Origin of the sequence: Stappia sp. (genome assembly GCF_048261845.1) — a bacterium.
GTDB lineage: Bacteria > Pseudomonadota > Alphaproteobacteria > Rhizobiales > Stappiaceae > Stappia.
In genome coordinates this window covers 261,101-274,736 of record NZ_JBLXFR010000001.1, presented here as the reverse complement: position 1 = coordinate 274,736, position 13,636 = coordinate 261,101, and the positions used below count along the sequence as shown (strand labels likewise).

Below are 13,636 nucleotides of genomic sequence, written 5' to 3'. Positions count from 1 at the left end.
GGCGCTGTCGCGCGCGCAATCCGCGAGCGAGACGACCGAGACTGCACGGGCCGCGCTCGTGGCCGGCCTGCCCGAAGCCTTGCGCGATGCCGACCTGCCGGCCCTTGCCGGACGCCTTGCGGAACGCGATACGCTTGGCCGCGCCCTTGCCGAGGGCCTCGCGCTCTTCGACGAGACGGCGGAAGGCGAGGCGCGCGCGGATGTTGCCGCCGAACTGGAGGGCTTCGATCCGGAAGCGGCCCGCGCCGAGCTTGCCCTGCTCGACAGCGAGGGCGAGAGCCGCACGGGTGCGCTGAAGGAGGCGCATGGCCGCGCCCAGCAGGCGCTTGCCGACCGCCGGGCGGCGGAGGCCGGGGAGGGGGCGGAGAGCGCCGCCTTCGAGCGCCTGTCCGCCGAGGCCGAGCTGGTCGAGCTCGGCCGCCAGTGGTTCGTCACCCGCCTTGCCTCGCTGCTGCTGTCAGGCGCGCTGGAGCATCACCGCGCCCGTCAGGGAGACCCGTTGCTCGCGAGCGCCGGGCAGCTCTTCGGCTCGCTGACGCAGGGCGCCTTCGGGGGGGTGCTGCGCGAGTTCGGCGAAGACGACCGGCCACGGCTTCTTGCCCGTCGCGCCACCGGCGAGACGGTTGGTCTTGACGGCCTCAGTGAAGGCACCCGCGACCAGCTCTATCTCGCCCTGCGTCTTGCCTTCCTCGCCGACTATTCGGCGCGGGCGGAGACCGCGCCCTTCATCGGCGACGATCTCTTCCAGAGCTTCGACGATGCCCGCACCGCCGCCGGCCTGCGCACGCTCGCCGGCCAGTCGGAGGTGATCCAGCCGATCCTCTTCACCCATCATGCGAGCGTCGTCGACATCGCCCGCCGCGAGCTCGGCGACCGGCTCGACCTGCTGGAATTCTGAAGGACCGCCCGATGCCGGAGCCCCGCCATGCGTAGCGAGACATTGCGCAACGAGACGGTCGACACGCTGATCCTCGGCGCGGGGGCGGCCGGCATGATGTGCGCGATCCATGCCGCCGCGCGCGGCGACCGCGTGCTTGTCGTCGACCATGCGAAGGCGCCGGGCGAGAAGATCCGCATTTCCGGCGGCGGGCGCTGCAATTTCACCAATACCGGCGCGACGGCGCGCAATTTTATCTCCGCCAACCCGCATTTCGCCAAGTCTGCGCTTGGCCGCTACACGCCGCGCGACTTCATCGCCATGGTCGACCGGCACGGGATCCCCTGGCACGAGAAGACCCTCGGCCAGCTCTTTTGCGACAATTCCGCCAAGGACATCATCGCCATGCTGGTCGGCGAGATGCGCAAGGCCGGCGCCGAATTGCGCCTCGGCACGGTGCTGGAGAGCATTGCGCGCAAGGAAGACGGTTTCGCGGTGACGCTTGGCGGCGAGGGGGCGGCAAGCGTCGCCTGCCGCCGGTTCGTCGTCGCCTGCGGCGGCAAGTCGATCCCCAAGATGGGCGCCACCGGCCTCGGCTACCGGATCGCCGAACAGTTCGGCCTCGCGGTGACCGAGACCCGCGCCGGCCTCGTGCCGCTCACCTTCGGCGAGGACGTTCTGGCCGGCTTCCGCGAGATTGCCGGCGTCGCCGCCGACGCGCGTGTTTCCTGCGGCAAGACCTCTTTCGACGAGGCGCTGCTCTTCACCCATCGCGGCCTGTCGGGGCCGGCCATCCTGCAGATCTCCTCCTATTGGCGCGAGCGCCAGCCGGTGCGCGTCGCCTTCCTTCCCGGCCGCGACCTGCTTGCCGAGTTGAAGGCCTCGAAGCGGGAAAACGGCCGCCGCACCATCGTCAACGCGCTGGGCGAGATCCTGCCGAAGCGGCTCGCCGCCCATCTCGCCGCGCTTCACGGCTGGTCGGGAACCATGGGCGAGGCGAGCGATCGGCGGCTTTCCGCCATTGCCGCCGTCCTGCAGGGTTGGGACCTCTTCCCCATCGGCACGGAAGGTTACCGCACGGCCGAGGTGACACTGGGCGGCGTCGACACCGCTGGCCTCGATTCAAGGACGATGGAAGCGAAATCGGTGGCCGGCCTCTATTTCATCGGCGAGGTCGTCGATGTCACCGGCTGGCTCGGCGGCTACAATTTCCAGTGGGCCTGGTCGTCCGGCTGGGCTGCCGGCACCGCCATTGCCGAAAGGACGGGGAGATGAGCGGGCAGGAGGCAAGCGGAACGGAACCCTGCATCTGGCTGGTGCAGGGATCTACCGCGCTGGAGAACATGCGTGGTTGGCGGTCCCGTGAAACATTTGAAAATGGCGGAAGAACGCCGGAGCCGATCCTGAAAGCGATGCGGCAGACCGGTGTCGGCTGGTTCCTGCCGCAGGAGAGCTTTCCCACGGACAATTATCCGCTCCCGAACAGCCATCCGTCGGCGCACGAAGAACGCGTGCCGCAGATCTTTTCCAACGGCTTCATTTTCCTGACAGGCGAAAGCGCCGAGGTGGTGCGGAGCTTCGACATGGGCAAGGGCACGCTCTATCCGGTGCGCCTGTGGCATCCGGACGGCAAGACGCCCCTGCCGGGCGCGTTCTTCTATCTCAGCCAGGGCAACAAGAAGGACGCCCTCCTGCTGGAGAAGAGCGTGAACCTGCGGCAACAACCTGGTACAGGTCGCTGGCACGTATCGATGGCACGTCCCCAAAAGCCCCTGGCTGTTTTCTCAAGAGCCGCGCTCGAAGGCCCAGATCTTTGGTGGGACGAGTGCATTGCCAGCGATTTCTTCATCAGCGACCGTTTGAAGCGCGCCCTCGATCAGCGACGCCTGTCGAAGGACTGGCACCTCGTTCGTTGTCCGGTCGTGACGGCCTGAGGACGAGGTGGCGGCACAGCCCCGACTGCGCCAGGTGTTGCAGGAGCGCGGGCATCGCCACCTACACCCCTCTCCCCCCTTGAGGGGGAGATGTCCCCGGCAGGGGACAGAGGGGGGGGGGCGGTGCCGGCCAATCCCGCCGCATGGTGCTGGTTGCAGGCCTTGCCACTCTCCCGGCCATCGCCCCTCCGTTCTGCCACTGACACGCCGGCCCCTGCCTCCCCCGACAGGCTTTCGATGCCACTTTGGCGGCAGGCATCCGGGCGGTCACTTCCCCTCCGCCGTCATCCCGGCCAAGCGTCAGCGCAGAGCCGGGACCCATTGGCAACCCCGGCGGATGCGACAGTCCTCGGCGGTCGCGGCAGGCGCAGGCCCCTTCGCCATCGGTCGGGAACGCGGCTGCCGCCGGCAGCAGGCCGGACCGGCAGGCGAGCGCCGCGACCCCATCGCCGCCGCTCTGGAAATGAATGGATCCCGGCTCTCCGGCTTCGCCTGCGGCCGGGATGACGGCCTGAGGACGAGGTGACGGCCGAGCGCCGTCGGTAGGAGCGAACTGGCGCTCCGAGGACAGGATAGTGATCGAGTGTCGGTCGCGCCGCAATCTGTACGGAATGACAGGGATGCGGACATCTCCGCAGGCGCCCCTCTCCCCCTTTGAGGGGGAGATGTCCCCGGCAGGGGACAGAGGGGGCGGCACCGGCCAATCCCGCCGGCATGGTGCTGGTTGCCGGCCTTGCCACTCTCCGCCGTCATCCCTCCGTTCTGCCACTGACACGCCGGCCCCTGCCTCCCCCTCCGCTGTCATCCCGGACCTGATCCGGGCGCCATTGGCAACCCCGGCGGCTGTGGTGATCCCAGCCGTTGGCGGCAGGCGCTGAGTTCTTCTCCTCCACCACCCGGGACTTGCCGTTTTCGCCCCGCCCGTCCGCATCCGCCCTATGCCTGTCACGGGGTCCCGGGACGTGCCCTTGAATTACGTGAGCAATCACGTATATAGACTGCAATAATCGCGTATCAGGAAAGGATGCGATCATGAATACCCTTGTGTTCTCGCTGCTTGATATCGCCGGACTGATCGAGAAGCGGTTCGACCGGCCCCTTGCCGGTGCGCGCGGCGTCAGCTTCCGCGAGTACCGCCTGCTGAAGAGCCTTTCGGAGTTTCCGCAAGGGCGTGCCATGCGGGTGGAGCTTGCCCAGGCGGTCGGGCTGACGCCCTCGGCCGTGACCCGCGCGCTGAAGCCGCTGGAGAAGATCGGTTACGTCACCACCGAAAAAGGCGAGCGCGATGCCCGCCAGAGTCTCGCCTGCCTGACCGGGGCGGGCGAGGTGCTGGTATCGGATGCCGATGCCATCGTCAGTGACGTGGTCGCGGGCCTGCCGGCCACCTCGATCAGCGAGGCCCAGTTGGCCGAGCTCCATCGCGGTCTCGCCGGTCCGCCGGCAAGCCGCGCCCGGCCCTTTGCCGTGGCGCAGTCCTAGGGCCCTGATCGATCCCCGCGCTTACCTGAAAAGCGCGGGGGACTTGTCCGGCGCCGCCGTTGCTGGTCCTCGCGCCGCCCGCTCGCGTATAAACCGGAACGAGACACCCGCCACCAACCTGCCTGCCGGTTCCCATGCCCCTTGCCGTTGTCCATCATCCTGCCTATTGCGCCGAGATCCCGGCGGATCACCGGTTCCCGATGAACAAGTTCCGCCGCCTTGCCGAGGTGCTGGTGGAGGAGGGGATTGTCGCTGCCGGCTCCTATCGCCAGCCGGCTCCCGCCCCGGCCGAATGGGTCTCGCGCGCCCATGAGCGCGCCTATGTCGACCAGGTTTTCGCCGCCGCCGTGCCGTCGGGGATCGCGCGCGAGATCGGCCTGCCGATGAGCGAGGCGGTCGGCTTCAGGGCGCGCTGCGCCCCGGCCGGCACGGTGCTGACGGCCATGCTGGCGCTGGAGAACGGCATCGCCTGCAACACGGCGGGCGGCAGCCATCATGCCCGCCGCGCCCATGGTGCGGGCTTTTGCGTCTTCAACGATGTCGCCGTTGCGATCCGTGTGTTGATGGCCGATGGCGCGATCCGCCGGGCGATGGTGGTCGACCTCGATGTGCACCAGGGCGACGGCACGGCCGAAATCCTCGCCGGCACGCCCTCGGTCTTCACGCTCTCCATGCATGCAAGGCGCAACTATCCGGTGCGCAAGGTGGCATCGACCCTCGACATCGCGCTGGAGGACGGGCTTGGCGATGCCGCCTATCTGGACGAACTCCGCCGCGCGCTGCCGCAGGCGCTGCAATCGTTCCGCCCCGACATCGTCTTCTACAATGCAGGCGTCGACCCGCATGGCGACGACAGGCTCGGCCGTCTGGCCTTGTCGGACGAAGGACTGGAGGCGCGCGAACGCTTCGTCATTGCCACGGTGCGGCGCGCCGGCATTCCGCTCGCGGGCGTGATCGGCGGCGGCTATCTGGAGGATATCAACCGGTTGGCGCGCCGCCACGCGATCCTGCATCGGGTGGCGGCGGAATTCGCCTGACGGCGGGCCGTCAGTCCCTGCGCCCCAGGCTCATCAGGCGGATGACGATCCACACCGGCACCACGACCACGGCGCCGAGCACGAAATAGCCGCCGAGCTGGCCGAGCGCCTCGAAGCCAAGGTTCCACAGCCGGCGGACGAAATGCACCATTCCGTCGAAGACGTCGAGCGGATGCAGGTCGAGCGCCGACAGCAGCACGCCGACGACGAAGGACAGCACCAGGAGCTTGAGGATCACGCGGCCGGGCGTGTCTCCCAGAAAGCGGCTGAGCGGGCGGTTGGTCATCGGCGGTTCCTGACGTGTCGCTGCTTCGGGTCCCGGCTGTCCGCCCGGTCGGTCATCCCGAAGATGTAGGCGGGCGGCCCCTTGCGATCAAACCGAAAATGCGGTGACCGGCCGGTGCGGGGGCGGTTTCGGTGCATTGACACGGATCCTTGGGAAAAACGTCAAGATGATGCCACAATGGAGCGGGAAAGCTCGCCTGCGTCCGGATGACGGCACGGGGCGTGTCCTGCCCGGCAACGGGCACCGGTCCGGGAGGCGGCGGACCGCGTCGCGCAGCGCCTGCAAGGCGATTGCCCCTGCGCAGGACCACGGGAACGGAGCCGGCCCGCGAACGACCGCGACAGACGGGGCGGCGGGCCAAACCAAGGACAGTTCAGCCATGATCACGATTGCCCGCAACCCCCTTGCATGCCTGGCCGCCGCCATCGCCCTTGCGTTTTCCGCCTCGACCGGCAGCGCCGGCGCGCAGCAGGGTCCCTCTATCACGGGAACCTGGCGCATCGCGGCGCTTGCGGCACCGGGCGGCGCGCTGGTCGATCTCGACGGCGCGCTTGCCGGCCGCACCGAGGTCACCGTCGACCGGCACGGATTGTGGCTCGCCTCGGCCGGCTGCAACCGCCTGCGCGGCACGCTGGAGCAGGACGGACAGGCGCTTGCCGTCTCCCACAAGGTGATGGCCACCAAGATGGCCTGCCAGGGCCCCGCCGGCGACCTGGAACGCCGCTTCATGCATTTCTTCCCCGCCGCCGTCAGGGTCGACGGCATGCCCGACCGGGTGCTTTTGCGCGATCAGTCCGGCGCCGCCGTGGTCCTGCTCGTCGGCAAATAGGGCGGGCCGGACGCCGCTTGCGGCCCGGTTCCCACGAAAAAGGGCGGCCACCGGCCGCCCTTTTCATCCGCGCAGGTCCGGGCCTCGTTCCGCCTCAGGCCGCCTCCCGCTCCTCGCCCTTGTCCGGGGCAAAACGCTCGTAGAAGCGTTCGTCGGTCTTGGCCATCTCCTTCAGCAGCCGGTTGGCCTTGAAACGCGGGCCCCACTTGCGGGTGAACTTGCGGCACAGGTCCGCGAAGGCCGCCGTGCCCATTCCGTCGATATAGGAGATCGTGCCGCCGGTGAACGGCGCGAAGCCGAAGCCGAGGATCGAGCCGACATCGGCCTCGCGCACATCCGTCAGGCATTTCTCCTCGAAGATCCGCGCCGTCTCCAGCGCCTGCATGACCAGGAAGCGCTGCTTCAGTTCCTCGACATTGAAGGCCTCGGCCGGCTTCGGCTTGCCGACGACGTCCGGAATGCCCGGCCACAGCTTCTTCTCCCGGCCCTCGTAGTCGTAGAAGCCCTTGCCGTTCTTGCGCCCGAACCGCTCGCGCTTCACCACCATCTCTTCCAGGATGTTGTCGAGCGGCCCCTCGACATATTTCACGCCGAGGTCCTTGCGTGTCGCCGAGACGATCTTCCAGGCAAGGTCGAGCGCCACCTCGTCGCCCAGCGACAGCGGGCCGACCGGCATGCCGGCCATCCGCCCGCAATTCTCGATCATCGCCGCCGGCACCCCGTCGGCAAGCATCATCAGCCCCTCGCGGATATAGGTCATGACGACGCGCGAGGTGTAGAAGCCGCGTGAATCGTTGACCACGATCGGCGTCTTCCTGATCGCCTTGATGTAGTCGAGCGCCATCGCCAGCGCCTTGTCGCCGGTCTTCTTGCCGACGATCACCTCGACCAGCATCATCTTGTCGACGGGCGAGAAGAAGTGGATGCCGATGAAGTTCTTCGGCCGCTTCGAGGCTTCCGCCAGCGAGGTGATCGGCAGCGTCGAGGTGTTGGAGGCGTAGATCGCCCGCGACTTCAGGACGGCCTCGGCCTTCTCCGTGACGACACGCTTGATCTCGCGGTCCTCGAACACGGCCTCGATGACGAGGTCGCAATCGGCGAGCGCCTCGTAGTCGGGGGTCGCCGTGATGTGGGAAAGCAGCGCCTCCCGGTCGGCTTCGGTGGCCCGTCCGCGCTTCATCGCCTTGGAGACCAGCGCGTCGGAATGCGCCTTGCCCTTGTCGGCCGCCTCCTGGTCGCGGTCGATCAGCACCACGTCGATGCCGGCCTTGGCGGTGACATAGGCAATGCCTGCGCCCATGAAACCCGCGCCGATAATGCCGACCTTGCGGATGCGGTTCGCCTTGACGTCCGCCGGCCGCCGCGCGCCCTTGTTGAGCTCCTGCATGGAGACGAAAAGCGAGCGGATCATGCTCGCCGCCTCCGGCGTCTGCAGCACATGGGCAAAATGCCGGCTTTCCACCGTCAGCGCCTGGTCCATCGGCATCAAGAGGCCCTCATAGACCGACTGCATGATGCCGCGCGCGCCCGGATAATTGTCATGCGTCTCGCGCCGGTAGATGGCGTTGGCCGCCGGCCAGAACTGGAAGCCGGCCGGCGAGTAGACCGGCCCGTTCGGCAGCTTGAAGCCCTTCTTGTCCCAGGGCTTGACCGGATCGACACCGGCCTTGAGCAGCTTGACGGCCGCCGCCACCAGCTTCTTTCCCGGCGCGATCTCGTCGACGAGCTTCATCGCCAGCGCCTGCTTGGCGTTCAGCGTCTTGCCCTGCAGCAGGAACTGCATGCCCTGCTGTCCGTCGGCCATGCGCATCACCCGCTGGGTGCCGCCGGCGCCCGGGAAGAGACCCACCTTGACCTCGGGAAGCGCCATCTTGAAGACGTCTTCCTCGGCGGCGATCCGTGCATGGCAGGCCAGCGCCAGTTCGGTCGCGCCGCCCATGCAGGTGCCGTTCAGCGCGGCGACGAAAGGCTTGCCGCAGGTTTCCAGCTTGCGGAAGATCTGCGACAGCCGCCGCGATCCGTCGAACAGGAGCTTTGCCGCGCCCTCCGGGTCCTTCGCCCGCTTGGCGTGGAAGTCGCGCAGCAGGCCCTCCAGCATGGTGAGGTCCGCGCCGCCGGAAAAGGCCGCCTTGCCGGAGGTGATCACCGCGCCCTTCAGCGTTGCGTCGCCGGCAACCGTGTCGATGATCGCGTCCAACTCGTCCATCACCGAAATGTCGATGACGTTCATGCTTTTGCCCGGCATGTCCCAGACGATGTGGGCAATACCGGCATCGATGGTCAGGGAGAAATTGCTGTAAGCCATGTCGGCCTCCTGAGGTCAGTAGGGCGTGCCGTCCTTGCGGTGGAAATGGTGGCCGGTCTCGTCCCGCCGATAGCTGAGATCGTCGTCCGGATAATGCGCCTGTTCGCGCGGCGCCCGCGTTCCGACCTCCAGATAGACGACGTCCGCATCCGAGCGGTTGGCGATCTGGTGGGCAATGCGCTCGCCCGCCTTGAACCCGGCGGCCTCGCCTGCGGCAAGCCGCGTCTCCGTCTCGTCCTCGATGAGCGTTGCTTCGCCCTCGAGGATGAAGACGAACTCGTCCTCGTTCTCGTGCCAGTGCTTCAGCGCCGAAACCGCGCCCGGCGCCAGCCGTGTCAGGTTGACGCCGAACTGGGTGAGCCCGGCGGCATTGCCGAGTGCCTGTTTGGAGCGGCCTTGCATCAGGGTTGCAAAGGCGGCCGGGTAGATGCTGCTCGTGCGCGGCGCGATGGCGGCAATGTCGATCTTCGGCATGCGTTATCCTTCCGGTTCCAGGTTCCGGTCCTAGACGCGCTCGATGATGGTCGCGGTGCCCATGCCGGCACCGATGCACAGCGTCACCAGGGCGATGTTGAGGTCGCGCCGCTCCAGTTCGTCGAGCACCGTGCCGAGGATCATCGCGCCGGTCGCGCCGAGCGGATGGCCCATGGCGATGGCGCCGCCATTGACGTTGACCACGTCCGGGTCGAGGTCGAATGCCTGCCGGTAGCGCAGGACGACGGACGCGAACGCCTCGTTGATTTCGAACAGGTCGATGTCCTTCAGCGACATTTTCGCGTTCGCCAGCAGTTTCTCGGTGACGTCGACGGGCCCGGTCAGCATCAGGGCCGGCTCGGACCCGATATTGGCGAAGGCCCGGATCTTCGCCCGCGGCGTCAGCCCGGCGCTGCGCCCGGCCTTTCGGCTGCCGATCAGCACGGCCGCCGCGCCGTCGACGATGCCGGACGAATTGCCGGCGTGATGCACGTGCCGGATCGTCTCCAGTTCCGGATGCGCCTGGATCGCCACCGCGTCGAAGCCGCCCATCTGCCCCATCATCTCGAACGAGGCGTTGAGCGCGGCGAGCGACTGCATGTCCGTCTCGGGCCGCATGTGCTCGTCGCGGTCGAGAATGGTCAGCCCGTTGACGTCGCGCACCGGGACCACCGACTTGCCGAAATAGCCCTTCTTCCAGGCGGTGTCGGCGCGCTTCTGGCTCTCCACCGCATAGGCATCGACATCGTCGCGGCTGAAGCCGTACTTGCTGGCGATCAGGTCGGCGGAGACGCCCTGCGGCATGAAATAGGAGGGCAGGGCGACCTGCGGATCGACCGGCCAGGCGCCGCCCGAGGCGCCGATGCCGATGCGGCTCATCGATTCCGCGCCGCCCGCGACCACCAGGGAGTGCTGACCGCTCATCACCTGGGCGGCGGCGAAATTCACCGCGTCGAGGCCCGAGGCACAGAACCGGTTGAGCTGCACGCCGGGCACCGAATTGTCGTAGCCCGCGGCAAACACCGCTGCCCGGGCGATATCGCCGCCCGCTTCGCCGACCGGATCGACGCAGCCGAGCACCACGTCGTCGACCTGGCTGGTGTCCAGGTCGTTGCGCTGCTGCAGCGCCTTCAGCGGTTCGGCCGCCAGTCGCACCGCCGGCACCTCGTAGAGCGCGCCGTCCTTCTTGCCGCGTCCGCGCGGGGTGCGCACATGGTCGAAAATCAATGCGTCGGCCATTGGAGCCTCCTTGGCTTGTCGTCTCGTTGCCGTTCGCCGGCGGCAGGCCGCCAGACACGCTGGCAGACGCGCTGCCAGACGCGCTGCATGGCGCGCCTCACAGGCTGCGGGCGATCAGGACCTTCATGATCTCGTTGGTTCCGGCATAGATCCGCTGGACGCGGGCATCCGCGTAAAGACGGGAAATCGGGTACTCGTTCATGTAGCCATAACCGCCGAAGAACTGCAGGCATTGGTCCATCACCTTGGACTGCAGGTCGGTGGTCCAGTATTTCGCCATCGAGGCGGTGGTGCTGTCGAGCTCGCCGGCGACGTGGCGGGCAATGCACTCGTTGACGAAGACCTGGCCGATGGTCGCCTCGGTCTTCAGCTCCGCCAGCTTGAACTGGGTGTTCTGGAAATCGAGGATGCGCTTGCCGAAGGCCTGACGCTCCTTGACGTAGTCGAGCGTCAGGGCAAGGCCGCGTTCGATCGCGGCCATCGCCTGCACGGCGACGACCAGGCGCTCCTGCGGCAGCTGCTCCATCAACTGGTAGAAACCGCGCCCCTCCTCGGCGCCGATCAGCGCGTCGGCGGGAACCCTGACATCGTCGAAGAACAGCTCCGACGTGTCGTTGCCCTTGAAACCCAGCTTGTCGAGATTGCGGCCGCGCCGGAAACCCTCGACCTTGTCCGTCTCCACGGCGAAGAGCGAAGTGCCCTTCGACCCGGCCGAGGGGTCGGTCTTGGCGACGACGATGATCAGGTTGGCGAGCTGGCCATTGGTGATGAACGTCTTGGCACCGGAGATCCGGTAGTGATTGCCGTCGCGCACCGCCGTCGTGCGGATCGCCTGCAGGTCGGAGCCGGTGCCCGGTTCCGTCATCGCGATGGCAGCGATCAGGTCTCCCGACGCCAACCCCGGCAACCAGCGCTGCCGCTGCTCGTCCGAGCCGTAATGCAGGATGTAGGGCACGGCGATCGCCGAGTGCAGGGCAATGCCGAAATGGTCGAAGCCGGCGAGGCCGAGCCTGCGGATGATCACCGCCTCATGGGCAAAATTGCCGCCTGCCGCGCCGTATTCCTCAGGCATGCCGGCGCACAGGAAACCGCCGGCCCCGGTTTTGGCCCAGGCCTCGCGGGTAACGCAGCCGGCCTCCACCCAGTTCTCGTAGTTCGGGGCGACCTCGCGCTCCAGGAAACGCGCGAAGGCGTCGTCGAGAAGCCCGAGCTCCTCGGTCATCCATGACGGTGTGGCGGCGATGCTTGCAGTCAATCCGGTGTCCCTCCCTTGGCGCCGGAGGCCGCCGGGCGGCGGCCTTGGTCTGTGCGTAGTCATGTCCGGCGGCGGCAGGTCGCCGCCCGCCGGCGATCGTGGGGTCAGAACGCGTCCGCGTCGAGGCCCATCATCGTGTCGGCGCCGGCCGAGATGCGGGAAAGGCGCAGGCCCGTCTCCGGCATGTGCCGCTCCATGAAGTAGCGGGCCAGCGTCAGCTTGGTTTCGTGGAAGCGGTCGTCGCCGCTTGAGCCGGAGGCAAGGGCGGCGGCCGAGGCCTTGGCCATCCGCGCCCACATGTAGCCGAGCGCCACCGTGCCGAAGAGATGCATGTAGTCGGTCGAGCCCGCGCCGGCGTTGTCCGGTTTGGCCATGGCGTTGTTCATGAACCACATGGTCGCCTTCTGCAGGTCGTCGAGACCTGCTTTCAGCGGCCCGAGCAGGGACGCGATCGCCTCCTCGCCGGCGTTGTCCTTGAGGCCGGTGTTGTCCTTGATGAATGAGCCGACCTCGTTGAAGAAGGCCATCACCGCCCGGCCGCCGTCGCGCGGCAGCTTGCGGCCGACAAGGTCCAGCGCCTGGATGCCGTTGGCGCCTTCGTAGATCATGGTGATGCGGGCATCGCGCACGAACTGCGACATGCCCCATTCCTCGATATAGCCGTGACCGCCGAGCATCTGCTGGGCCGCCACCGCGTTGTCGAACCCCTTGTCGGTGAGCACGCCCTTGATGACCGGCGTCATCAGGCCCATGTGGTCGTCCGCCGCCTGCGCCGCCTCCTTGTCGTCGGAACGGTGCGAGATGTCGGACTGAAGCGCGGTCCACAACACCAGCGCGCGGGCCGCCTCGTTGAAGGCGCGGATCGACAGCAGGGTGCGGCGCACGTCCGGATGGACGATGATCGGGTCGGCCTTGCCGTCCGGGTTCTTCGGGCCGGTGAGGGAGCGTCCCTGCAACCGGTCGCGCGCATAGGCCAGCGCGTTCTGGTAGGCGACCTCCGACTGGCCGAGGCCCTGGATGCCGACGGCGAGCCGCGCCTCGTTCATCATCACGAACATGGCGTTGAGGCCGCGGTTCTCCTCGCCGATCAGCCAGCCGGTCGCCCCGTCATAGTTCATGACACAGGTGGCATTGCCGTGAATGCCCATCTTCTCCTCCAGCGAGCCGCAGGAGACCGGGTTGCGCGCACCCGGATTGCCGTCGCCGTCGGGCAGGAATTTCGGCACGATGAAGAGCGAGATGCCCTTGGTGCCTTCCGGCGCGCCCTCGATGCGGGCCAGCACCAGATGCACGATGTTTTCCGTCAGGTCGTGCTCGCCGGCGGAAATGAAGATCTTCTGGCCCGAGATCTTGTAGCTGCCGTCGCCCTGCGGCACGGCCTTCGACTTGATCAGGCCGAGATCGGTGCCGCAATGCGGTTCCGTCAGGTTCATCGTGCCCGACCAGGCGCCGGAGGCGAGCTTGCTCAGGTAGAGCGACTTCTGCTCTTTCGAGCCGTGCACGGCGAGCGCGGCGGCCGCGCCCTGCGACAGGCCCGGATACATGCCCCAGGCAAGGTTTGCCGCCGACATGAATTCCTGGATGATCGAGTTGAGCGTCGTCGGCAGGCCCTGGCCGCCGAATTCCTCCGGCATGGAAAGCGCGATCCAGCCATTCTCTCGATAGGTCTCGTAGGCCTCCTTGAAGCCTTTCGGCGTGGTGACGTTGCCTTCGCCGTCGCGCGTGCAGCCCTCGCGGTCGCCGACCGGGTTGAGCGGCGCCAGAACCTCCTCGCAGAACTTCGCCCCCTCGCTCAGGATCGCCTCGACCAGGTCGGGCGTCGCCTCCGCGAATCCCGGCAGGGTGCCGTGGTTCTGATAGCCAAGGACGTCGTTCAGCAGGAACATCACGTCCTGCACAGGCGCTTTGTAGCTCGGCATGA

At 67.5% G+C, this 13,636-nt stretch carries 12 protein-coding genes; 6 read left to right on the top strand and 6 right to left on the bottom strand.

What is annotated here, in order from left to right; translation table 11 throughout:
• The 5 genes from ACN0T5_RS01340 to ACN0T5_RS01320 form a co-directional block, all read left to right on the top strand.
• The coding region (locus ACN0T5_RS01340; protein WP_417766812.1) for an ATP-binding protein at positions 1–898 on the top strand (898 nt) is incomplete at its 5' end.
• Positions 899–925: 27 nt separating this feature from the next.
• Positions 926–2,152, top strand: a complete 1,227-nt coding sequence (locus tag ACN0T5_RS01335) for an NAD(P)/FAD-dependent oxidoreductase (RefSeq protein WP_417766811.1) — start codon at positions 926–928, stop codon at positions 2,150–2,152.
• Positions 2,149–2,811, top strand: a complete 663-nt coding sequence (locus tag ACN0T5_RS01330) for a hypothetical protein (protein WP_417766810.1) — start codon at positions 2,149–2,151, stop codon at positions 2,809–2,811. Before ACN0T5_RS01335 ends, ACN0T5_RS01330 begins: the two co-directional genes overlap by 4 nt.
• A gap of 1,032 nt (positions 2,812–3,843) precedes the next feature.
• The gene (locus ACN0T5_RS01325) at positions 3,844–4,290 is read left to right on the top strand and encodes a MarR family winged helix-turn-helix transcriptional regulator (protein ID WP_417766809.1); all 447 of its coding nucleotides are present in this window, start codon (positions 3,844–3,846) and stop codon (positions 4,288–4,290) included.
• Between the two features lie 134 nt (positions 4,291–4,424).
• Complete coding sequence (locus tag ACN0T5_RS01320; RefSeq protein WP_417766808.1) at positions 4,425–5,327, top strand: histone deacetylase; 903 nt, start codon at positions 4,425–4,427, stop codon at positions 5,325–5,327.
• Between the two features lie 10 nt (positions 5,328–5,337).
• Here the strand turns inward: ACN0T5_RS01320 and ACN0T5_RS01315 are convergent, their stop codons facing one another.
• Positions 5,338–5,613, bottom strand: coding sequence for a DUF6460 domain-containing protein (locus ACN0T5_RS01315; RefSeq protein WP_417766807.1), 276 nt, complete (start codon positions 5,611–5,613; stop codon positions 5,338–5,340).
• A gap of 379 nt (positions 5,614–5,992) precedes the next feature.
• On the opposite strand from ACN0T5_RS01315, the gene ACN0T5_RS01310 reads away from it, so the two are divergent.
• A complete protein-coding gene (locus tag ACN0T5_RS01310; RefSeq protein WP_417766806.1) occupies positions 5,993–6,442 on the top strand; it encodes an META domain-containing protein in 450 nt (149 codons plus the stop codon).
• Positions 6,443–6,536: 94 nt separating this feature from the next.
• Here ACN0T5_RS01310 and ACN0T5_RS01305 read toward each other — a convergent pair whose 3' ends face one another.
• The 5 genes from ACN0T5_RS01305 to ACN0T5_RS01285 all read right to left on the bottom strand — a co-directional run bounded on the left by ACN0T5_RS01305 (position 6,537) and on the right by ACN0T5_RS01285 (position 13,634).
• Positions 6,537–8,747, bottom strand: a complete 2,211-nt coding sequence (locus ACN0T5_RS01305) for an FAD-dependent oxidoreductase (protein WP_417766805.1) — start codon at positions 8,745–8,747, stop codon at positions 6,537–6,539.
• Between the two features lie 15 nt (positions 8,748–8,762).
• Entirely contained in the window at positions 8,763–9,221 is a 459-nt protein-coding gene (locus ACN0T5_RS01300; protein WP_417766804.1) for a cupin domain-containing protein, read from the bottom strand.
• Between the two features lie 30 nt (positions 9,222–9,251).
• A complete protein-coding gene (locus ACN0T5_RS01295) occupies positions 9,252–10,460 on the bottom strand; it encodes an acetyl-CoA C-acetyltransferase (RefSeq protein ID WP_417766803.1) in 1,209 nt (402 codons plus the stop codon).
• A 97-nt stretch (positions 10,461–10,557) separates the two neighbouring features.
• A complete protein-coding gene (locus tag ACN0T5_RS01290; RefSeq protein WP_417766820.1) occupies positions 10,558–11,682 on the bottom strand; it encodes an acyl-CoA dehydrogenase family protein in 1,125 nt (374 codons plus the stop codon).
• 137 nt (positions 11,683–11,819) lie between these two features.
• Positions 11,820–13,634, bottom strand: a complete 1,815-nt coding sequence (locus ACN0T5_RS01285; RefSeq protein WP_417766802.1) for an acyl-CoA dehydrogenase C-terminal domain-containing protein — start codon at positions 13,632–13,634, stop codon at positions 11,820–11,822.
• Positions 13,635–13,636: the final 2 nt, after the last annotated feature.

Coding starts and splice junctions, on each gene's coding strand:
- ACN0T5_RS01295 (WP_417766803.1), bottom strand. CDS start 10,460: ATGGCCGACGCATTGATTTTCGACCATGTGCGCACCCCGCGCGGACGC.
- ACN0T5_RS01335 (WP_417766811.1), top strand. CDS start 926: ATGCGTAGCGAGACATTGCGCAACGAGACGGTCGACACGCTGATCCTC.
- ACN0T5_RS01330 (WP_417766810.1), top strand. CDS start 2,149: ATGAGCGGGCAGGAGGCAAGCGGAACGGAACCCTGCATCTGGCTGGTG.
- ACN0T5_RS01320 (WP_417766808.1), top strand. CDS start 4,425: ATGCCCCTTGCCGTTGTCCATCATCCTGCCTATTGCGCCGAGATCCCG.
- ACN0T5_RS01315 (WP_417766807.1), bottom strand. CDS start 5,613: ATGACCAACCGCCCGCTCAGCCGCTTTCTGGGAGACACGCCCGGCCGC.
- ACN0T5_RS01310 (WP_417766806.1), top strand. CDS start 5,993: ATGATCACGATTGCCCGCAACCCCCTTGCATGCCTGGCCGCCGCCATC.
- ACN0T5_RS01325 (WP_417766809.1), top strand. CDS start 3,844: ATGAATACCCTTGTGTTCTCGCTGCTTGATATCGCCGGACTGATCGAG.
- ACN0T5_RS01290 (WP_417766820.1), bottom strand. CDS start 11,682: ATGACCGAGGAGCTCGGGCTTCTCGACGACGCCTTCGCGCGTTTCCTG.
- ACN0T5_RS01300 (WP_417766804.1), bottom strand. CDS start 9,221: ATGCCGAAGATCGACATTGCCGCCATCGCGCCGCGCACGAGCAGCATC.
- ACN0T5_RS01285 (WP_417766802.1), bottom strand. CDS start 13,634: ATGCCGAGCTACAAAGCGCCTGTGCAGGACGTGATGTTCCTGCTGAAC.
- ACN0T5_RS01305 (WP_417766805.1), bottom strand. CDS start 8,747: ATGGCTTACAGCAATTTCTCCCTGACCATCGATGCCGGTATTGCCCAC.